The organism is Enterococcus sp. C53, from assembly GCF_040887425.1.
Taxonomy (GTDB): Bacteria; Bacillota; Bacilli; order Lactobacillales; family Enterococcaceae; genus Enterococcus_B; species Enterococcus_B hirae.
The window spans coordinates 18,998-34,345 of the sequence record NZ_JBFOFT010000002.1; the positions used below are offsets into that span (position 1 = coordinate 18,998).

At 35.8% G+C, this 15,348-nt stretch carries 18 protein-coding genes; 13 read left to right on the top strand and 5 right to left on the bottom strand.

Annotated elements, in window-relative coordinates; translation table 11 throughout:
• Positions 1-100: 100 nt before the first annotated feature.
• Positions 101-2,242: an LTA synthase family protein gene (locus AB3I42_RS02885; RefSeq protein ID WP_131773437.1), complete on the bottom strand. Its 2,142-nt coding sequence runs from the start codon at positions 2,240-2,242 to the stop codon at positions 101-103.
• Between the two features lie 229 nt (positions 2,243-2,471).
• On the opposite strand from AB3I42_RS02885, the gene AB3I42_RS02890 reads away from it, so the two are divergent.
• From AB3I42_RS02890 to ybaK, 3 genes are read left to right on the top strand one after another with little or no spacing between them, the layout of a single operon-like run.
• Positions 2,472-3,644, top strand: coding sequence for a class I SAM-dependent rRNA methyltransferase (locus tag AB3I42_RS02890; RefSeq protein ID WP_010737846.1), 1,173 nt, complete (start codon positions 2,472-2,474; stop codon positions 3,642-3,644).
• Positions 3,645-3,657: 13 nt separating this feature from the next.
• Positions 3,658-4,407, top strand: a complete 750-nt coding sequence (aroD, locus tag AB3I42_RS02895; RefSeq protein WP_081125520.1) for a type I 3-dehydroquinate dehydratase — start codon at positions 3,658-3,660, stop codon at positions 4,405-4,407.
• A 26-nt stretch (positions 4,408-4,433) separates the two neighbouring features.
• Entirely contained in the window at positions 4,434-4,919 is a 486-nt protein-coding gene (gene ybaK, locus AB3I42_RS02900; protein ID WP_025480513.1) for a Cys-tRNA(Pro) deacylase, read from the top strand.
• A gap of 99 nt (positions 4,920-5,018) precedes the next feature.
• Here ybaK and AB3I42_RS02905 read toward each other — a convergent pair whose 3' ends face one another.
• Positions 5,019-6,272 (bottom strand): NAD(P)/FAD-dependent oxidoreductase, encoded by a 1,254-nt coding sequence (locus tag AB3I42_RS02905; RefSeq protein ID WP_010737843.1) that lies wholly within the window; start codon positions 6,270-6,272, stop codon positions 5,019-5,021.
• Positions 6,273-6,385: 113 nt separating this feature from the next.
• Here AB3I42_RS02905 and gdhA point away from each other — a divergent pair, with 113 nt between their 5' ends.
• Both gdhA and AB3I42_RS02915 read left to right on the top strand, forming a co-directional pair.
• Complete coding sequence (gene gdhA, locus AB3I42_RS02910) at positions 6,386-7,735, top strand: NADP-specific glutamate dehydrogenase (protein WP_368022248.1); 1,350 nt, start codon at positions 6,386-6,388, stop codon at positions 7,733-7,735.
• 113 nt (positions 7,736-7,848) lie between these two features.
• On the top strand, positions 7,849-9,195 hold the full coding sequence (locus AB3I42_RS02915) for a glucose-6-phosphate isomerase (RefSeq protein ID WP_010718407.1): 1,347 nt from the start codon (positions 7,849-7,851) through the stop codon (positions 9,193-9,195).
• A gap of 103 nt (positions 9,196-9,298) precedes the next feature.
• On the opposite strand, the gene AB3I42_RS02920 is transcribed toward AB3I42_RS02915, so the two are convergent.
• From AB3I42_RS02920 to AB3I42_RS02930, 3 genes are all read right to left on the bottom strand, one after another.
• The gene (locus AB3I42_RS02920) at positions 9,299-10,522 is read right to left on the bottom strand and encodes a site-specific integrase (protein ID WP_034698498.1); all 1,224 of its coding nucleotides are present in this window, start codon (positions 10,520-10,522) and stop codon (positions 9,299-9,301) included.
• A gap of 170 nt (positions 10,523-10,692) precedes the next feature.
• The gene (locus AB3I42_RS02925; protein WP_010718404.1) at positions 10,693-11,121 is read right to left on the bottom strand and encodes an ImmA/IrrE family metallo-endopeptidase; all 429 of its coding nucleotides are present in this window, start codon (positions 11,119-11,121) and stop codon (positions 10,693-10,695) included.
• Between the two features lie 6 nt (positions 11,122-11,127).
• On the bottom strand, positions 11,128-11,520 hold the full coding sequence (locus AB3I42_RS02930) for a helix-turn-helix domain-containing protein (protein WP_034698495.1): 393 nt from the start codon (positions 11,518-11,520) through the stop codon (positions 11,128-11,130).
• Positions 11,521-11,657: 137 nt separating this feature from the next.
• On the opposite strand from AB3I42_RS02930, the gene AB3I42_RS02935 reads away from it, so the two are divergent.
• From AB3I42_RS02935 to AB3I42_RS02970, 8 genes are all read left to right on the top strand, one after another.
• Positions 11,658-11,912, top strand: coding sequence for a helix-turn-helix transcriptional regulator (locus tag AB3I42_RS02935; RefSeq protein ID WP_034698492.1), 255 nt, complete (start codon positions 11,658-11,660; stop codon positions 11,910-11,912).
• Between the two features lie 21 nt (positions 11,913-11,933).
• Complete coding sequence (locus tag AB3I42_RS02940) at positions 11,934-12,086, top strand: hypothetical protein (protein WP_167844238.1); 153 nt, start codon at positions 11,934-11,936, stop codon at positions 12,084-12,086.
• Between the two features lie 63 nt (positions 12,087-12,149).
• A complete protein-coding gene (locus AB3I42_RS02945; RefSeq protein ID WP_034866881.1) occupies positions 12,150-12,704 on the top strand; it encodes a hypothetical protein in 555 nt (184 codons plus the stop codon).
• Positions 12,701-12,931, top strand: coding sequence for a DNA-binding protein (locus AB3I42_RS02950; protein WP_010718399.1), 231 nt, complete (start codon positions 12,701-12,703; stop codon positions 12,929-12,931). The genes AB3I42_RS02945 and AB3I42_RS02950 overlap by 4 nt, the downstream gene beginning before the upstream one ends.
• A gap of 16 nt (positions 12,932-12,947) precedes the next feature.
• On the top strand, positions 12,948-13,133 hold the full coding sequence (locus AB3I42_RS02955; RefSeq protein WP_010718398.1) for a hypothetical protein: 186 nt from the start codon (positions 12,948-12,950) through the stop codon (positions 13,131-13,133).
• A gap of 40 nt (positions 13,134-13,173) precedes the next feature.
• The gene (locus tag AB3I42_RS02960; protein ID WP_010718397.1) at positions 13,174-13,419 is read left to right on the top strand and encodes a hypothetical protein; all 246 of its coding nucleotides are present in this window, start codon (positions 13,174-13,176) and stop codon (positions 13,417-13,419) included.
• Between the two features lie 71 nt (positions 13,420-13,490).
• Positions 13,491-14,432 (top strand): YqaJ viral recombinase family protein, encoded by a 942-nt coding sequence (locus tag AB3I42_RS02965; protein ID WP_088775714.1) that lies wholly within the window; start codon positions 13,491-13,493, stop codon positions 14,430-14,432.
• Between the two features lies 1 nt (position 14,433).
• Positions 14,434-15,309 (top strand): recombinase RecT, encoded by an 876-nt coding sequence (locus tag AB3I42_RS02970; protein ID WP_368022249.1) that lies wholly within the window; start codon positions 14,434-14,436, stop codon positions 15,307-15,309.
• Positions 15,310-15,348: the final 39 nt, after the last annotated feature.

Sequence of the window (15,348 nt, forward strand, 5' to 3'; positions counted from 1 at the left end):
AGCTAAGAATTAACGAAAAAACAAGAATTGGTTTTCGTCAATCTTAGCTTTTATAATCATTACTTCTATGGGCACGTAATCTTTTTGAAAGAAAGGCTAGCTATTTATCAGATTCAGAAGAAGGAACTGAATCACTCGTCTGTGTCCCATTTATTTGTTGGTAAGTTTTGGTTTCATATAGATCTTTTGTTGATTGGTTATTGTTTTGACTAAAGACACTTGTTGATTTGTCACCTAGTTCTTTTTCTTTTTCAAGCAACTGTTTCATGCCGTTTTTGTAATCAAATTGACTTGCTTCAATTGGGTCTAACCCAGTATCTGTAGAAAAGCGGAGTAAGTCACCATTGTTTATTTGATCTGAAACAGCTAACTGTTTATTCGCTTTTTCTTTCAATACATCAATTTCATTTTGAACTTCTTGAGTCGGTTCTGTAATGGCTTGTCCGGTTTTGTTATCGTAAATCGTTCCGCCATAATAAGTGTATTTAGGAGTAATAAAATCACCATCACGGAAAGTAACAAGTTGATCATGTTGCTTAGAGAAGAGATCTTGTCCTAGCTGATTGTAATTTTTGGTATCTACTCCTAACAGATGGAGTAGAGTAGGTAATGCATCCACTTGTCCGCCATAGGTATGATTGATTCCACCGTTTGTTTGTCCAGGAAGATGGATCATGTAGGGAACTCGTTGCATTTGTGCATTGTCAAAGTTGGTCCATGTATCACTTGTTTTACCCACTAGTTCCGCTAACGATTTATTTCTAGAGTTAGAAATTCCGTAGTGATCACCATAAAGGACGATGACAGAATTATCATAAAGACCACTAGCTTTCAAATAGTTGAAAAATTCTTCAACTGCTGTATCGAGATAATTCGCTGTTGCAAAGTATCCGTTGATCGTTTCATCATTTGTCGTAGCTAGTGGGAAGCCTGCTTCTTCGTTTGTGAACTTAGAATAAGGATAATGATTAGATACCGCAATAAATTTAGAATAAAAAGGTTGTTGTAAATGTTCTAAATATTGTACTGATTGTTGGAAGAACGGTTTATCATGCAATCCATATTGGAATGAATTGTCGTCATTGACATCATAATAAGAAGCATCAAAGAAATAGTTGTAACCTAATTTTTTATAGGTCTCATTACGATTCCAGAATGTACCAGCGTTACCATGGAAGGCAGCACTCGTATAACCTTGTGTCTGACTCAAAATATCAGGAGCAGCTTGGAAGGTATTCTTTCCACCTAATTGAGTGAATAACGATCCTTGATTTAAACCAAATAGTGAATTTTCAAATAAGGTTTCAGCATCACTGGTTTTACCTGCTTTAACTTGATGGAAGAAATTGTCAAAGCTAAATGTACTGTTACTATGATATAAACTATTCAGAAATGGCGTTACTTCATGTTCTACACCATTGGCATCTTTTAGTTTATAGTCGATCAAGAATTGTTGGAAACTTTCTAAATGGATATAAATCACATTTTTTCCTTTAGCAATACCAAATGTTTCATCATTTGGTTCAGCATAGTGATCTTTGATATAACTTTCTACTTCTTTCAGATCATTAGGACTTGCTTCTGCTCGTACTTGGTTCGTTTGGTAAGTCTGGATACCATCATAGACGGTAAACGCATTGATACCTAAATATTTGACTAAATAATCTCTAGAAAAAGTACGAGTCAATAACTCTGGGCGATCGGCTTCTGCTAAAAATAAATTTCCAGAAAAAATCATGACTGACAAAGTCGAGATCGCAAAAGCCATTCGTGCACGAATCGGTTGTGGATCCATTTTGATTTTTTTGGTTATCAATAATGCAGCGACAATGATAAAGTCGATCCAATAAAGGACGTCATATGGTCTAAATAAGCGAATAGCACTTTCTCCAAGCCCGCTAGCTACTTTTCCTGCCCCCAAGATGGTATTGATCGTAATAAAATCCGTAAACTCACGATAATAAGTTACGTTGGAGAACACCAGTAAAGTCAATAGGAAATAAATGACCATCATTGTAATATAAGACGCTTTCGTCCGTCTCACATATAACGCAATCCCCATTAACAACAACGTGGTAGCGATCGGATTGATAAACAGTATAAAGTATTGTATGCCACTTTCGATGCCTAAATTGAAATCAAACAAATAGGCAAAAATTGTTTTTAGCCAAAGTAAAACAGCTAATAAAGAAAAAAATCCGAGCCTTTTATTCAAAAAGGCGGGTGTTTTTATTCGTCTCAATGTAATCTCCCTTTCCCCACTCTTCTCATTTACAGAGTGTTATGAAGTTATGATTGCTCAAACTACATATTCCATCCTATTTTACTAGTACGCAAATCCAGTGTCAATCGAAACCAAACGCTTACACCGGTGATTAAGGATTTCTTATTCTTTTGTGAACGCTAGCACTAAGACAGCCTGCTTAATATTTGGTATACTGATTAATGATAAAGGTAAAGTAGGTGAGTCAATGAAAGTACAAATTAAGAAAAAAGCAGGAAATCGTATCAAGAACGGTTATCCATTGATTCAAAAGGAAGATTTGGTCCAGTCGTACAATGAAACCACGCAGTGGATCGAATTGGTTGATCAACAAGATAATTTCTTAGCTAAGGGCTATTTAGGTAAACAAAACAAAGGAATCGGTTGGGTTTTGAGTCAACAAAATGAAACGTTTGACCAGGCATTTTTTGAGAAAAAGTTTTCTGAAGCTAAAGCAAAAAGACAAGCTTTTTTCATAGATGAACAAACAACAGCATTTCGTTTATTTAACGGAGAAGGGGATGGCATCGGTGGTCTGATCATTGATTATTATGAACACTATGCAGTATTTTCTTGGTATAATGAAACTCTTTATACTTACCGACATTTGCTCTTCTCAGCGTTTCAACAAGTTTATCCTGAGATAAAGGGTGCTTACGAAAAAATCCGTTTTGAAACAAATGAATTTCCTGAAAGTCAGTATGTTTATGGAGAAACAGCTCCTGAACCTTTAATCATCAAAGAAAATGGCGTCTCTTACGCCACTTATTTGAATGAAGGGCTGATGACAGGCATCTTTTTAGATCAAAAAGAAGTCCGAGGAGCTTTGATCGATGGACTTGGTCTAGGAAAGTCTGTTTTGAATATGTTTAGCTATACTGGGGCTTTTTCAGTTGCGGCAGCAATGGGTGGTGCTTTGGAGACCACGAGTGTTGACTTAGCAAAGCGAAGTTTGAAAAAAACACAGGAACAATTTGAAATCAACGGTTTGGATCTTCAGACACAAAAAATCATTGTGATGGATGTTTTTGCCTATTTTAAATATGCTAAAAGAAAGCAGCTGACTTATGATCTCATTGTGCTTGACCCTCCAAGTTTTGCGAGAAACAAAAAGAAAGTGTTCCGAGTAGCCAAAGATTATGGCGAATTGGTTAAAGATAGCTTGGCTATTTTATCGGACGAGGGAACGCTTATCGCTTCAACGAACGCAGCTAACGTGAGTACCGATCAGTTCAAAAAAATGATCGAAAATGAACTAATGCTAGCCAATGTTGAATATGAAGAAATCACTCGTTTTCGATTACCACAAGATTTCCAAACCATTGAAGCCTTTCCAGAAGGGGATTATCTAAAAGTATTTATCTATCAAATTAGGAAATAAGGGGGGAGGAAAGATGGTGCAAGTGAAAGGACTAAACTTAGGAAAAGGACATCCTAAAATTTGTGCGCCAATGATCGGAGACACTCGTGAAGAACTTTTGCGAGAAGCAATTTTAGCCAAAGAAGCTGGTGCTGATTTAGTGGAGTGGCGAATTGATTATTATGAAGATGTCTTTCAATATGAAAAAGTCACAGAAACGTTGGTGCTGATCCATGAGATGCTCGACGGGTTACCGGTGCTTTTCACTTTTAGAACAATAGCAGAAGGTGGCAAACGAGATATAACGATCCGAGCATACCACGAGTTGTACCTACAGATGATCCGCTCTGGTTTAGTCGATATGGTTGATTTAGAATTAGAAAAAATTGAAAGCCTTGAAAAAGAGTTGTTAGCAGAAATCAAACAGCGCAACATCCCGATGATTATCAGCAGTCATAATTTTAAAGAGACCCCAGCTGATCCAGTCTTATTGTATCAATTAAATATGATGGAACATCTTGGTGCAGATATCGGTAAAATAGCGGTAATGCCCCATAACGAACGAGATGTGTTACGTTTGATGGAGCTAACGAGACGGGCAGGAGCGTTTGTGTCCATGCCTCTGATTACAATGTCAATGGGACAGCTCGGAATGATTTCGCGCTTATCGGGAAATTTGACTGGTTCGGTCATGACTTTTGGTGCGTTAACCTCTGAAAAAGCATCAGCACCTGGACAAATCACTGTAAAGGAACTAAAATCAATAATCAAATTATTAAATTGAAACAATCTAATTTGAAGGTGAAAATGTTGGCAAAGAAAAAACAAGTGAAAACAAATGCGATCCGCTTAGTAGAACAAAAGAAAATCAAGTATACTGAACATGAGTATGCTTGGGATGAAGCACATTTAAGTGCATCTTCTGTCGCTGAGCAACTTTCTGAAAGTGAACACCGCATTTATAAAACACTCGTAGCGGTTGGAAACAAAACAGGAACGATCGTAGCGGTCATTCCTGGTAATCGAGAGTTAGATCTAAAAAAATTAGCAAGAGTATCTGGAAACAAAAAAGTAGAAATGTTACATCTGAAAGACTTAGAAGCTACCACTGGTTATATTCGTGGTGGTTGCTCGCCAATTGGGATGAAGAAATTATTTCCTACTTATTTAGAACAAACAGCACAATCACAAGAAACGATCATTGTATCAGCAGGAAAAAGAGGACACCAAATGGAGCTAGCACCTCAAGCCATTTGTGATTTAACTAAAGGGACTTTTGCTGATCTTGTACTGTGATGCAGTCGGCAATTCATCAGTTTATCAACTAAAAAAAGAAAAAACAGTAACGAAAAGAGTCAGACATCTTCTACTCCCTTCGTTACTGTTTTCGTTTAATTAGCTAAGAAAAGCGGCATTCATTCCTGCTACATGTCCAGTTGCAAAAGCCGCAGTAATATTGAACCCACCAGTATATCCATTAACATCTAGCAATTCACCAGCAAAAAATAATCCATTGACCAATTTGCTTTCTAATGTTTTTGGATTGATCTCTTTTAGTGAAACGCCACCACCAGTCACAAAAGACTTTTCGATGGCAAAAGTTTTGGTTATTTTGAAAGAAAAATTTTTGCAAAGCTCCGCAAATTGTTGGATCTCTTTTTCTGTCGTTTGACTACCAGTTTGTTCCGTTAATCCACTTTTTTCAAGGAAAAAGAGAAGCAAGCGTTCAGGTAAAAAGCCATGCCAAGCATTACTCAATGTTTTCTTCGATTGTTGGCTTTTAGCAGTCAATTCGTTGATCAATTCTTGAAGCGAACGATTCGGAAAACAGTCTAAGACGACCGTGACAGGTTCTCCAGTCGTTTGCAACTCTTGATTGATGAAACTTGAACATCTCAATGCCGCAGGTCCAGAAATCCCAAAATGCGTGAAAAGCAAGTCCATAACATGTTCGGTGATGACTTTACCTTTCTTGTTTAATACGCTTAAAGAAATATCTTGTAAAGATAATCCTTGCAAGGTTTTATCCTTGATAAAAGTTTCTTCAGAAACCAGTGGAGATTCTGTTGCATACAAGGGAGTGACAGTGTGACCGACTTTTTTAACGATTTTATAGCCATCACCTGTAGAACCAGTCGACGGATAGGTTCGCCCCCCAGTAGTTAATACGACACAAGAGGATTGAAATTCTTCAAATTCCGTTCGTACGCCATAGATTTTTCCGTCGCTATGCACTAATTTTTCGACTCGGGTGCCAAAGAGCATCGTAACATTTAATTCATTTAAACGATGGATCAAGGCTTCGATAATCGTTTTTGACTTATTCGTCACAGGGAACATCCGACCATGATCTTCTTCTTTTAGATGAACACCTTGAGATTCGAAAAATTCCATGATATCAAAATTATTCCATTGGGAAAATGTACTGTATAAAAATTTGCCATTTCCAGGAATATGAGCAATCAAATCATCAACTGGACGGTTATTCGTGACATTACATCTTCCGCCACCTGTCATTAATAATTTTTTTCCAGCTTTTTTATTTTTTTCAATTAAGAGAACCTTTGCGCCATATTCAGCCGCACTAATTGCAGCCATCATACCACTAGTTCCAGCACCGACTACAATCACATCATAGGTTGTTTCCATTTCCTCACCTCAGAGAAAGTGTAGCATATTTATGAAAAGAAAGCAGGAAATGTTTTGAGCATCTAATAAAAATAGGCTAAAATAAAAGAAGATTATAAAAGGAGTGTGAAACAATGACAAACGCAACAGAATACGTCCAACGAATTCAAAATAATATTCATCAAAAAGACACAGGACAAGTCGAATTTTTACAAGCCATTGATGAATTTATGCCTTCAGCTACTCAATTTTTAGAAAAACATCCTGAATACATCAAACGAAATATTTTAGGATTGTTATCAGAACCAGAAAGAATCATTCAATTTCGCGTGCCGTGGCAAGATGGCGAAGGAAACTGGCAAGTCAATCGTGGATACCGCATTCAGTACAATTCAGCAATCGGCCCTTATAAAGGTGGGTTGAGATTCCATCCGAGTGTGAATTTAAGTATTCTTAAATTTCTAGCTTTTGAACAAATTTTCAAAAATAGTCTAACTGGTCTACCAATTGGTGGAGGAAAAGGCGGAAGTGACTTTGATCCAAAAGGAAAATCAGACGATGAAATCATGCGTTTTTGTCAAAGTTTCATGATGGAGCTATCCAAGCATATCGGTCCATCCATCGATGTACCTGCTGGAGATATTGGAGTCGGTGCCAGAGAAATCGGTTATTTGTTTGGAGAATATAAACGATTAAAACAATATGATGCCGGTGTCCTTACTGGAAAACCATTAGATTTTTGGGGAAGTAAGATTCGTACGGAAGCAACTGGATACGGATTGGTTTATTATGTCAAACATCTTTTACAAGCAGAAAAAGACTCTTTTGAAGGAAAAACAGTTATGGTATCTGGTAGCGGAAACGTTGCAATCTATGCCATTGAAAAAGTTCAAGAATTAGGTGGGAAAGTCATCACATGTTCTGATTCCAGTGGGTTTATCTATGATCCAGAAGGAATCGACCTGGCACTATTAAAAGAAGTCAAAGAAGAAAAAAGGGAACGGTTGACCGCTTATGCAGAAAAACGTGATTCTGCTGTCTATCATGCTGGTCAATCTGTCTGGACTTTGAAAGAAACTGCAGATATCGCGCTTCCTTGCGCTACTCAAAACGAGATAGACGAAACGCTGGCTAACAACTTGGTTGAATGTGGAGTGAAAATCATCGCAGAAGGCGCAAACATGCCATGTACTCTTGAAGCTGTCAATGTTTTTGAAAAAGCCAATGTGTGGTATTGTCCTGGGAAAGCAGCTAATGCCGGCGGTGTCGCTGTCTCAGCATTAGAAATGAGTCAAAATGCTCAACGATTGTCTTGGGAAAGTGAACAAGTGGATCGCCAATTAGATGAAATCATGAAAAATATTTATCAAACGTGTCGCCAAACGGCAGCAGCTTATGGCAATGAAAAAAATCTATTGCTAGGAGCAAATGTTGCAGGTTTTGAAAAAGTAGCGAAAGTGATGTATGCGCAAGGATTAGTTTAGTGTTTGAAATTTTCTTGTAAATATTAGCTTCAATTCATTTATTTGCTTGAAAAATTGTAAAAAAAAACGTAAAGTATAAGCTGTATATTGATCTTTTAAAGGAGGAATAAAAAATGGCACATATTCATTTTGATTATTCAAAAGTAGCACCATTTGTTAATGAACATGAGTTAGGTTACATGCAAAGCCAAGTATCAATGGCAGATAAAGTATTACGTGAAGGTACAGGCGCAGGAAGTGATTTCCGTGGTTGGATCGATCTACCTACTAATTACGACAAAGAAGAATTTGCTCGTATCAAAGAAGCAGCGAAAAAAATCCAATCTGATTCTGAAGTTTTAGTAGTTATCGGAATCGGTGGTTCTTACCTAGGCGCTCGTGCAGCAATCGATTTCTTAAACCACACTTTCTTCAATTTATTAGATGGTGAACAACGTAAAGCACCACAAATTTTCTTTGCAGGAAACTCAATCAGCTCAACTTATATCGCTGATTTGATTGAAGTAATCGGAGATCGTGACTTCTCAGTAAACGTGATTTCAAAATCAGGTACAACGACTGAACCAGCTATTGCATTCCGTGTCTTCAAAGAATTACTTGTTAAAAAATATGGTCAAGAAGAAGCGAATAAACGTATTTATGCAACAACTGATAAAGCAAAAGGTGCAGTTAAAGTAGAAGCCGACGCAGAAGGTTGGGAAACATTCGTGATTCCTGATGACATCGGTGGACGTTTCTCTGTTTTAACAGCAGTAGGATTACTACCAATCGCTGTTAGTGGAGCAGATATCGATGCGTTGATGCAAGGAGCTGCAGATGCAAGCAAAGCTTATTCAAGTGATAAACTAGAAGAAAACGAAGCTTATCAATATGCAGCAATGCGTAACATCCTTTACCGTAAAGGGAAAGTAACTGAATTATTGATCAACTATGAACCAGGAATGCAATATTTCTCTGAATGGTGGAAACAATTATACGGTGAATCAGAAGGTAAAGACCAAAAAGGAATCTACCCTTCAAGTGCGAACTTCTCAACTGACTTACATTCACTAGGTCAATATATTCAAGAAGGACGCCGTAACATCTTTGAAACGATCGTTAAAGTTGAAAAACCACGTAAATCAATTACAATTCCAGAACAAGCTGAAGACCTAGATGGTTTAGGTTACTTGGAAGGAAAAGAAGTAGATTTCGTCAATACAAAAGCTTTTGAAGGAACTTTATTGGCTCATACAGATGGCGACGTACCAAACTTATTAGTTAAAATTCCAGAAATGGATGCTTACACATTAGGTTATACAATGTACTTCTTTGAAATTGCTGTAGGTATTTCAGGTTACTTAAATGGAATTAACCCATTTGACCAACCTGGTGTTGAAGCATATAAGAAAAACATGTTCGCACTTCTAGGCAAACCAGGCTTTGAAGACCTTGCGAAAGAATTGAACGAACGCCTGTAAGATAAGGGTTTTTCGCTAGATTTAAAAAATCAGTGATAGAAACATGTTCGCTTCTAAATAAAATTAGTGATAGTTTTAGTGATAGTGAACTTAAAAAAAGCACTCAATTTGAGTGCTTTTTTATTTGCTCTTCTATATAGTTTTCTAGTTGATTCATTGATCTTTTTTTCACTTCGGGAGAAATATGGGCATAGACTTGTGTAGTAGAAACATCTTTATGACCTAAAAAATCTTTGATATCTTCTAAAGGTATTCCTGCTTGTCTCGTTCTAGCTGCAAAAGTATGTCTACCATCATGCACAGTTATGTGGGGGAGATTGGCATGTTTTTCAATTCTATGAGAAGCACCGTTAACGGTTCGATCTCTTATTGGAATACCTTTATTTTTACCGTAAGTATTTATAAAAATAAATGCTTCGTGGTCATCTGTTTCAGGTAAAAAACCAAATTCTTTTATTACTTGATTTCTTAAAGTCAATAAGGCTTTCTTTACTCGTTTTGTCATAGGCAATGATCGTGTACCAGATGGGGTTTTTGTGTCATCTGTAATAATTAAACCTTTGTTAGGTCCTTTTTCAGCAGCCCCAAGTCGTTCACGATTGATATTAAGTGTATTCTGAGAAAAATCAATATCAGCCCATTGTAGCCCTAAAGCTTCTGATTTTCGCAATCCTTGATCAAATATAATAAGAAAAAAGGGATACCATATAAATGATTTCTCTTTTTTGGCAAATTCGAGAAATAGTTCAGATTGATCAAAAGTATAATATTTAACTTTCTTTTTATCAGATAGATTTCTTGGAAACTCAACAAAACTAGTAGGGTTATTCTTTATATATCCTAACTGAATAGCTTTTTTGAAAGCATTGCTAAGAGTGGCATTGATACTTTTGGCTGTTGTTACTGAGAGACCTTCCTTAGTTCTACCTAAGCCCTTTTTAGTAAGTAACTGATTGATGAATCTTTGATGATCAGCTCTAGTATATTTATCTAGTTTATATTTTCCAATATATGGATTGATGTACATTTTTATATTTGCCCTATGAACTATTCTTGTTCCTTCTTTAACATTCATTTTATAGTTATTAATCCAATCGTCCATGAATTTTTCTATAGTTAATTTCTTAGGATTATTTTGTATATATTCTTCAGAAGCTATTTGTCCTTCAACAATTTTTGCGAATTTTTCTGCTTCTTCGTGACTTTTAAACCCTTTTTTATGAATCTTTTTCTGTAGCTTAGTACCAGGATTAATTCCATTTGATATATATACTTCATAACGATATTCTTTTGATTTCTTTAAGTAATATTTTTTAATGGAGGCCACTGACATCATTCCTTTCGTATTTCAGTCCTAATAATAAGAATATTTTAGGGGAGGGATGTTATTTGAACGAAAATTTAGAAAATCTTCGTATCAATAGAGTTTTTATACGAACTTATGTTCTTTTGCGTTTAAAAAGAAAAGCCCTAAGGCTAATCTTTGGTTATTACCATTTAAATTAAAAATCTATACACGCTTTCAGGAAGCCCATACAAATTTGTTAATTCCTCAACTTTTCTAGGGTATTTATCGTTGTCTTCTTTATAAAGAGAAACAATGAGATTAGCGGCAAAGCAATTCGCTTCGCTCTCTGATTTACTTCTGGATGTTTTTGTTGATACGTAATAGCTAGATAACCCACGATGAAATATAGCGTGACCAAGTTCGTGAGCGCAAATATAGAACCGTTCTTCAGAATACTTCAGTTCGTGATTTAGAAGAATAATTGAGCGTCCTAATAATTCTTGAAATTGCCCCTTTGGGTTATTCAAAAAGGGAACGTATCTAATTTGAATATCCATTTTTTCACAAATAGTAAAGGGATTAGCAGAATTATATTTTTGTTTTAGTCTACCGACTAGACTAATTACGTCCATCTCCATAGAAAATCACTTCTCTTTACTTTTGTCTTCTTTTCTAAATTCCCAAAATAGACCAGTTAAAACATCCTTTACTCTTTGCTTCTCTTCATCAGTTAATGTTTCCCCGCCATAAGCCATATTCACATTGGATTCTAGAAGTTTGTCTAGTTCGATCAAATCTTCTTCGTTAGCCCAATCAGGAATAAGTTCGGTTTTAACAGGTGAGTTTTCTTCAAAATACGAAATTGATACACCAAGTGCTAAAGATAATTTTTTTAAGGTTTCCAAAGTAGGGTCTTTTCTTTCACCTTTTTCGAATCTAGATATTTGAGAAGCACTAACTCCAGATTTCAATGCTAATTGATTAACACCTAATCCTTTAGAAGTTCTCAGTTTTTTTAATTTTTCTCCAAATTCCATGATCAAGCCCCTTTCTTATTAAAGAATATAGCCTTTAGGCAATAAATGCAAAAAAAATTGCGATTTGGCAATAAAAAGCATTGCCAAATGACAAGAAAAGTATTATTATATTGTCATAAGGCAATGGAGGTGAGGAAATGAAAACATTACTTAAACAGGATGATTTACATTTATTGATGCAAAAAAGAGGCTATGATCCTTATTCACTTGCTAAAAAGATGAATGTTGCTCCATCAACCGTCTATCGAATTTTAAACGGAGATCGTGGAATTGGAGGAGAACTCATTCCGAAATTACTCAAAGCTTTTGATCTATCTGAAAAAGATTTTGATAAGCTGTTTATTTTTAGTGAAGTATTGCCAAAAAACAATAGTAAAGACGTAACGAAATAAAATAGACAGGAGGCGTTATTGATGACACAACAAGAAAAAATAAACATCGTACTCGATGCAAGGCCTAGACTAGTTCACATCATCAAATGTGCTACTGATGATCAGTTCGATCGGTTAGTTGAAGAAGTCAATAAAGACCTTCAACATGAACTAGAAGAAGTAGCTTTTGTTTGATTATTTAAATTAATAGTACAAAAAAATTGCTCGTATTAATATACGTGTGAATAAGAAATTGAGGTGTTCAAACTGTTAAAAAAATCAGCTGTCATTCGAGAATCATTAATTAAGGTGATAAATAAGAGTGGCAAAACGAAGAAAGAAATTGCAAAGCAAGTTAATGTATCTCAACAGTCATTGAGTGATTGGACAACGCCACATAATACTAAGCCTGTGACGTTAGAAAATGCTCAAGCTTTAACTGATCATTTTCGAGATTCAGATTTTACTCTCCATGTAATCCATAAATTTTTTGGATTATTTAAATCAATTGATGGAGATGTTTATAGAAGAGACCCCTCGTCACTAGATAAGCTTCAAATGATAGAATCCGATGAGCGAAAACAAAAGAAACAAGAAGTTGAAAAAATTCTTCTCAAAAATGAGGATTATTTAACCGCTGAGGATCGTCAGCAAATCATTTCATATGCATATGAGTTTTTAGACGAGATCATGATTGAAGTGACTCTTATCAGTGTACTATGCGAAATTCTTGGAATTGATATTCGTCAACTAAGCGAGCAGCGTTTAACTTATTGGATCAGTCAAGGATACATGAAAGGAGAATTAAAATGAAGATTTCACAAATGGAAAGAGTGGTCCCTTTAGTTCAAAAAAAGCAACCAAAAGAAAGAGTTTGGAAGAAAGCTAAAGACATTGCTGAATATTTCGGTGTCTCATTAGCTACTATTTCTAAATGGACGAATTCAAAAAATGATCCGTTACCTTCTCGAAGGGTTCGAGGTGTTTTGCAGTATGACTTCGAGTTAGTGAAGGAATGGGAAGAACGCAATACTAATTAGAAAGGAATGTGAAGCAATGAGAACGGTTTTTAAAATGACTGTCAAAAGCGCTTTGCTTATGTGTCTTGTAGCAATCATACTGACAAGTATCAACCCGGCATATGCGCTGATTTATTGGGGAACTTTAGTAGTTGTTACTGCTGTAAGAGAAAGTTTCAAAATGCCAACACAAAAAAGACCGACCAGCGATGGCCGTCGCTAATCGGTAACATAAAAAAACATAACTAAGGAGATTTTACCATATGAATCCAAAAATTAAAAATTTAATTGAAGAACTAATACATGAGTGTAACGAAAGTGATGTAGCCATCACTCTTGGGGCGATTGATCCAAGTGTAGATGAAGCAACTGTTGTATTTGGTGGAACATTTGCTTTGCAAACAATTGTACTAACACTAATGAACGATAAGTTTAAAGAAAGTATACGAACTAATGATTGCGATTGTCCTGCATGTAAGGCTACAAAGGAGATGATGTTTAATGAATGACTTTGCCTCATCGTTAGATCAATACCTAAATACTCCAGATTGGGGAAGACCACAAACTGAGGAGGATTAAGATGAGTAAATCAACTTTAGACATGAGCCATCAAGAATGGCTCGAAGACCGCAAAAGAGGTATTGGTGGTTCTGATGTCGCAACAGTACTTGGATTGAATAAATACAAATCCCCTTATCAATTATGGCTTGAGAAAACGGGTCAAATTGAATTAAAAGATTCAGAGAGCGAACCAGCTTATTGGGGCAATGTTTTAGAAGAAGTTGTTGCCAAAGAATTTCAAGAACGAACAGGCAAAAAGGTCCGTAGAAGAAACCAAGTGTTTGAACATCCGTTACATCCCTTCTTAAGAGCAAATATCGATCGTGATGTAGTAGGAGAAAATGCCATTCTTGAATGTAAAACAGCGAATCAATTTTTTAGCAAAGAATGGGAAGGAGAAGAAGTGCCACTTAGTTATTTGTGTCAAGTGCAACATTACATGAATGTTTTGAACAAGGATTATTGTTATATCGCTGTTTTGATTGGTGGTCAAAGATTTATATGGAAACGAGTTGAACGAGATCAAGAACTGATTGACATCATCACAGAACGGTTAGTTGATTTTTGGGAAACGAACATTATCGGCGGAGAAGAGCCACTGATCGATGGAAGTAAAGCAACATCAGATTTTCTAAAAGAGCGTTATTCGGAATTAGATTCAACTGAAATTATGCTTCATGCTGATTATGATGTTCTACTCGATCAAAAAGAAGAGTTACTCAAAAATAAGAAGGAACTAGAGAAGAGTATTCGACAAATCGACAATCAAATTATCCAGGAACTTGGAATAAAGAATGCCTCTACAGGTATCACACCTAATCGGATTATTTGTTTAAAATCAGTCGTTTCTAAACGAAAAAACTTGAAGAAAATAGCAGAGAAATATCCATATGTAATGAAAGATGAAGAAATTTACAGCTTATCAACTTCAAATAGATTAGTGATAAAGGAGATTCAGTGATATGGCAACAAGTAAAGATTTAAAGAATCAGCTAACAGAACAAAATAATCAAGCAGTTGATCCTTCTAAATTAGGGCTTAAAGCTCTAATGAATACACCGACAATGAAAAATAAATTTAAAGAAGTATTGAAAGAGAAATCTGATGGTTTCATGGCAAGTGTATTAAATTTGGTAAATAACGATTCTTATTTATCTTCTGTCGATCCAATGAGCATTGTTACTAGTGCAATGGTTGCCGCTTCCTTAGATTTACCAGTGGATAAAAATTTAGGATACGCATGGATTATTCCATATAAAGGAAAAGCCCAATTTCAGTTAGGGTACAAAGGATATATACAGTTAGCACAACGTTCGGGCCAATATCAGTCTTTGAATGTTATCGAAGTATATGAAGGCGAATTAAGAGGTTGGAATCGATTGACGGAACAGTTTGAATTTGATCCAGAAGGTCGTTTATCTGACAAAGTCATCGGGTATGTTGGATATTTTGAATTATTGAATGGGTTCAAAAAAACTGTTTATTGGACAAAGCAAGAAATTGAATTGCATAAACGAAAGTTTAGTAAATCTGACTTTGGTTGGAAGAAGGATTTTGATGCAATGGCCAAAAAAACTGTTTTAAGAAATATGTTGAGTAAATGGGGAATTCTATCAGTGGAAATGCAAAAAGCAACGGTAACTGATGAAAATGTCGTAAAAGATATCAATGAGAATGGTGATATTTTATCCGATACAAATGTTGAAGAAGATATACCAGAACGTAAAGAAGCAGAAAAAGTGGAAGACGTATCATCAGCGTTTGATGAATACGAAGAAACAGCAAATACAGACGAACAACAGGATTCATTGTTCGATGATATGAATCCACCACTATAGCGAGGGAGTTTCCCCTCGCTTATCTAAGGAGGTGATAGT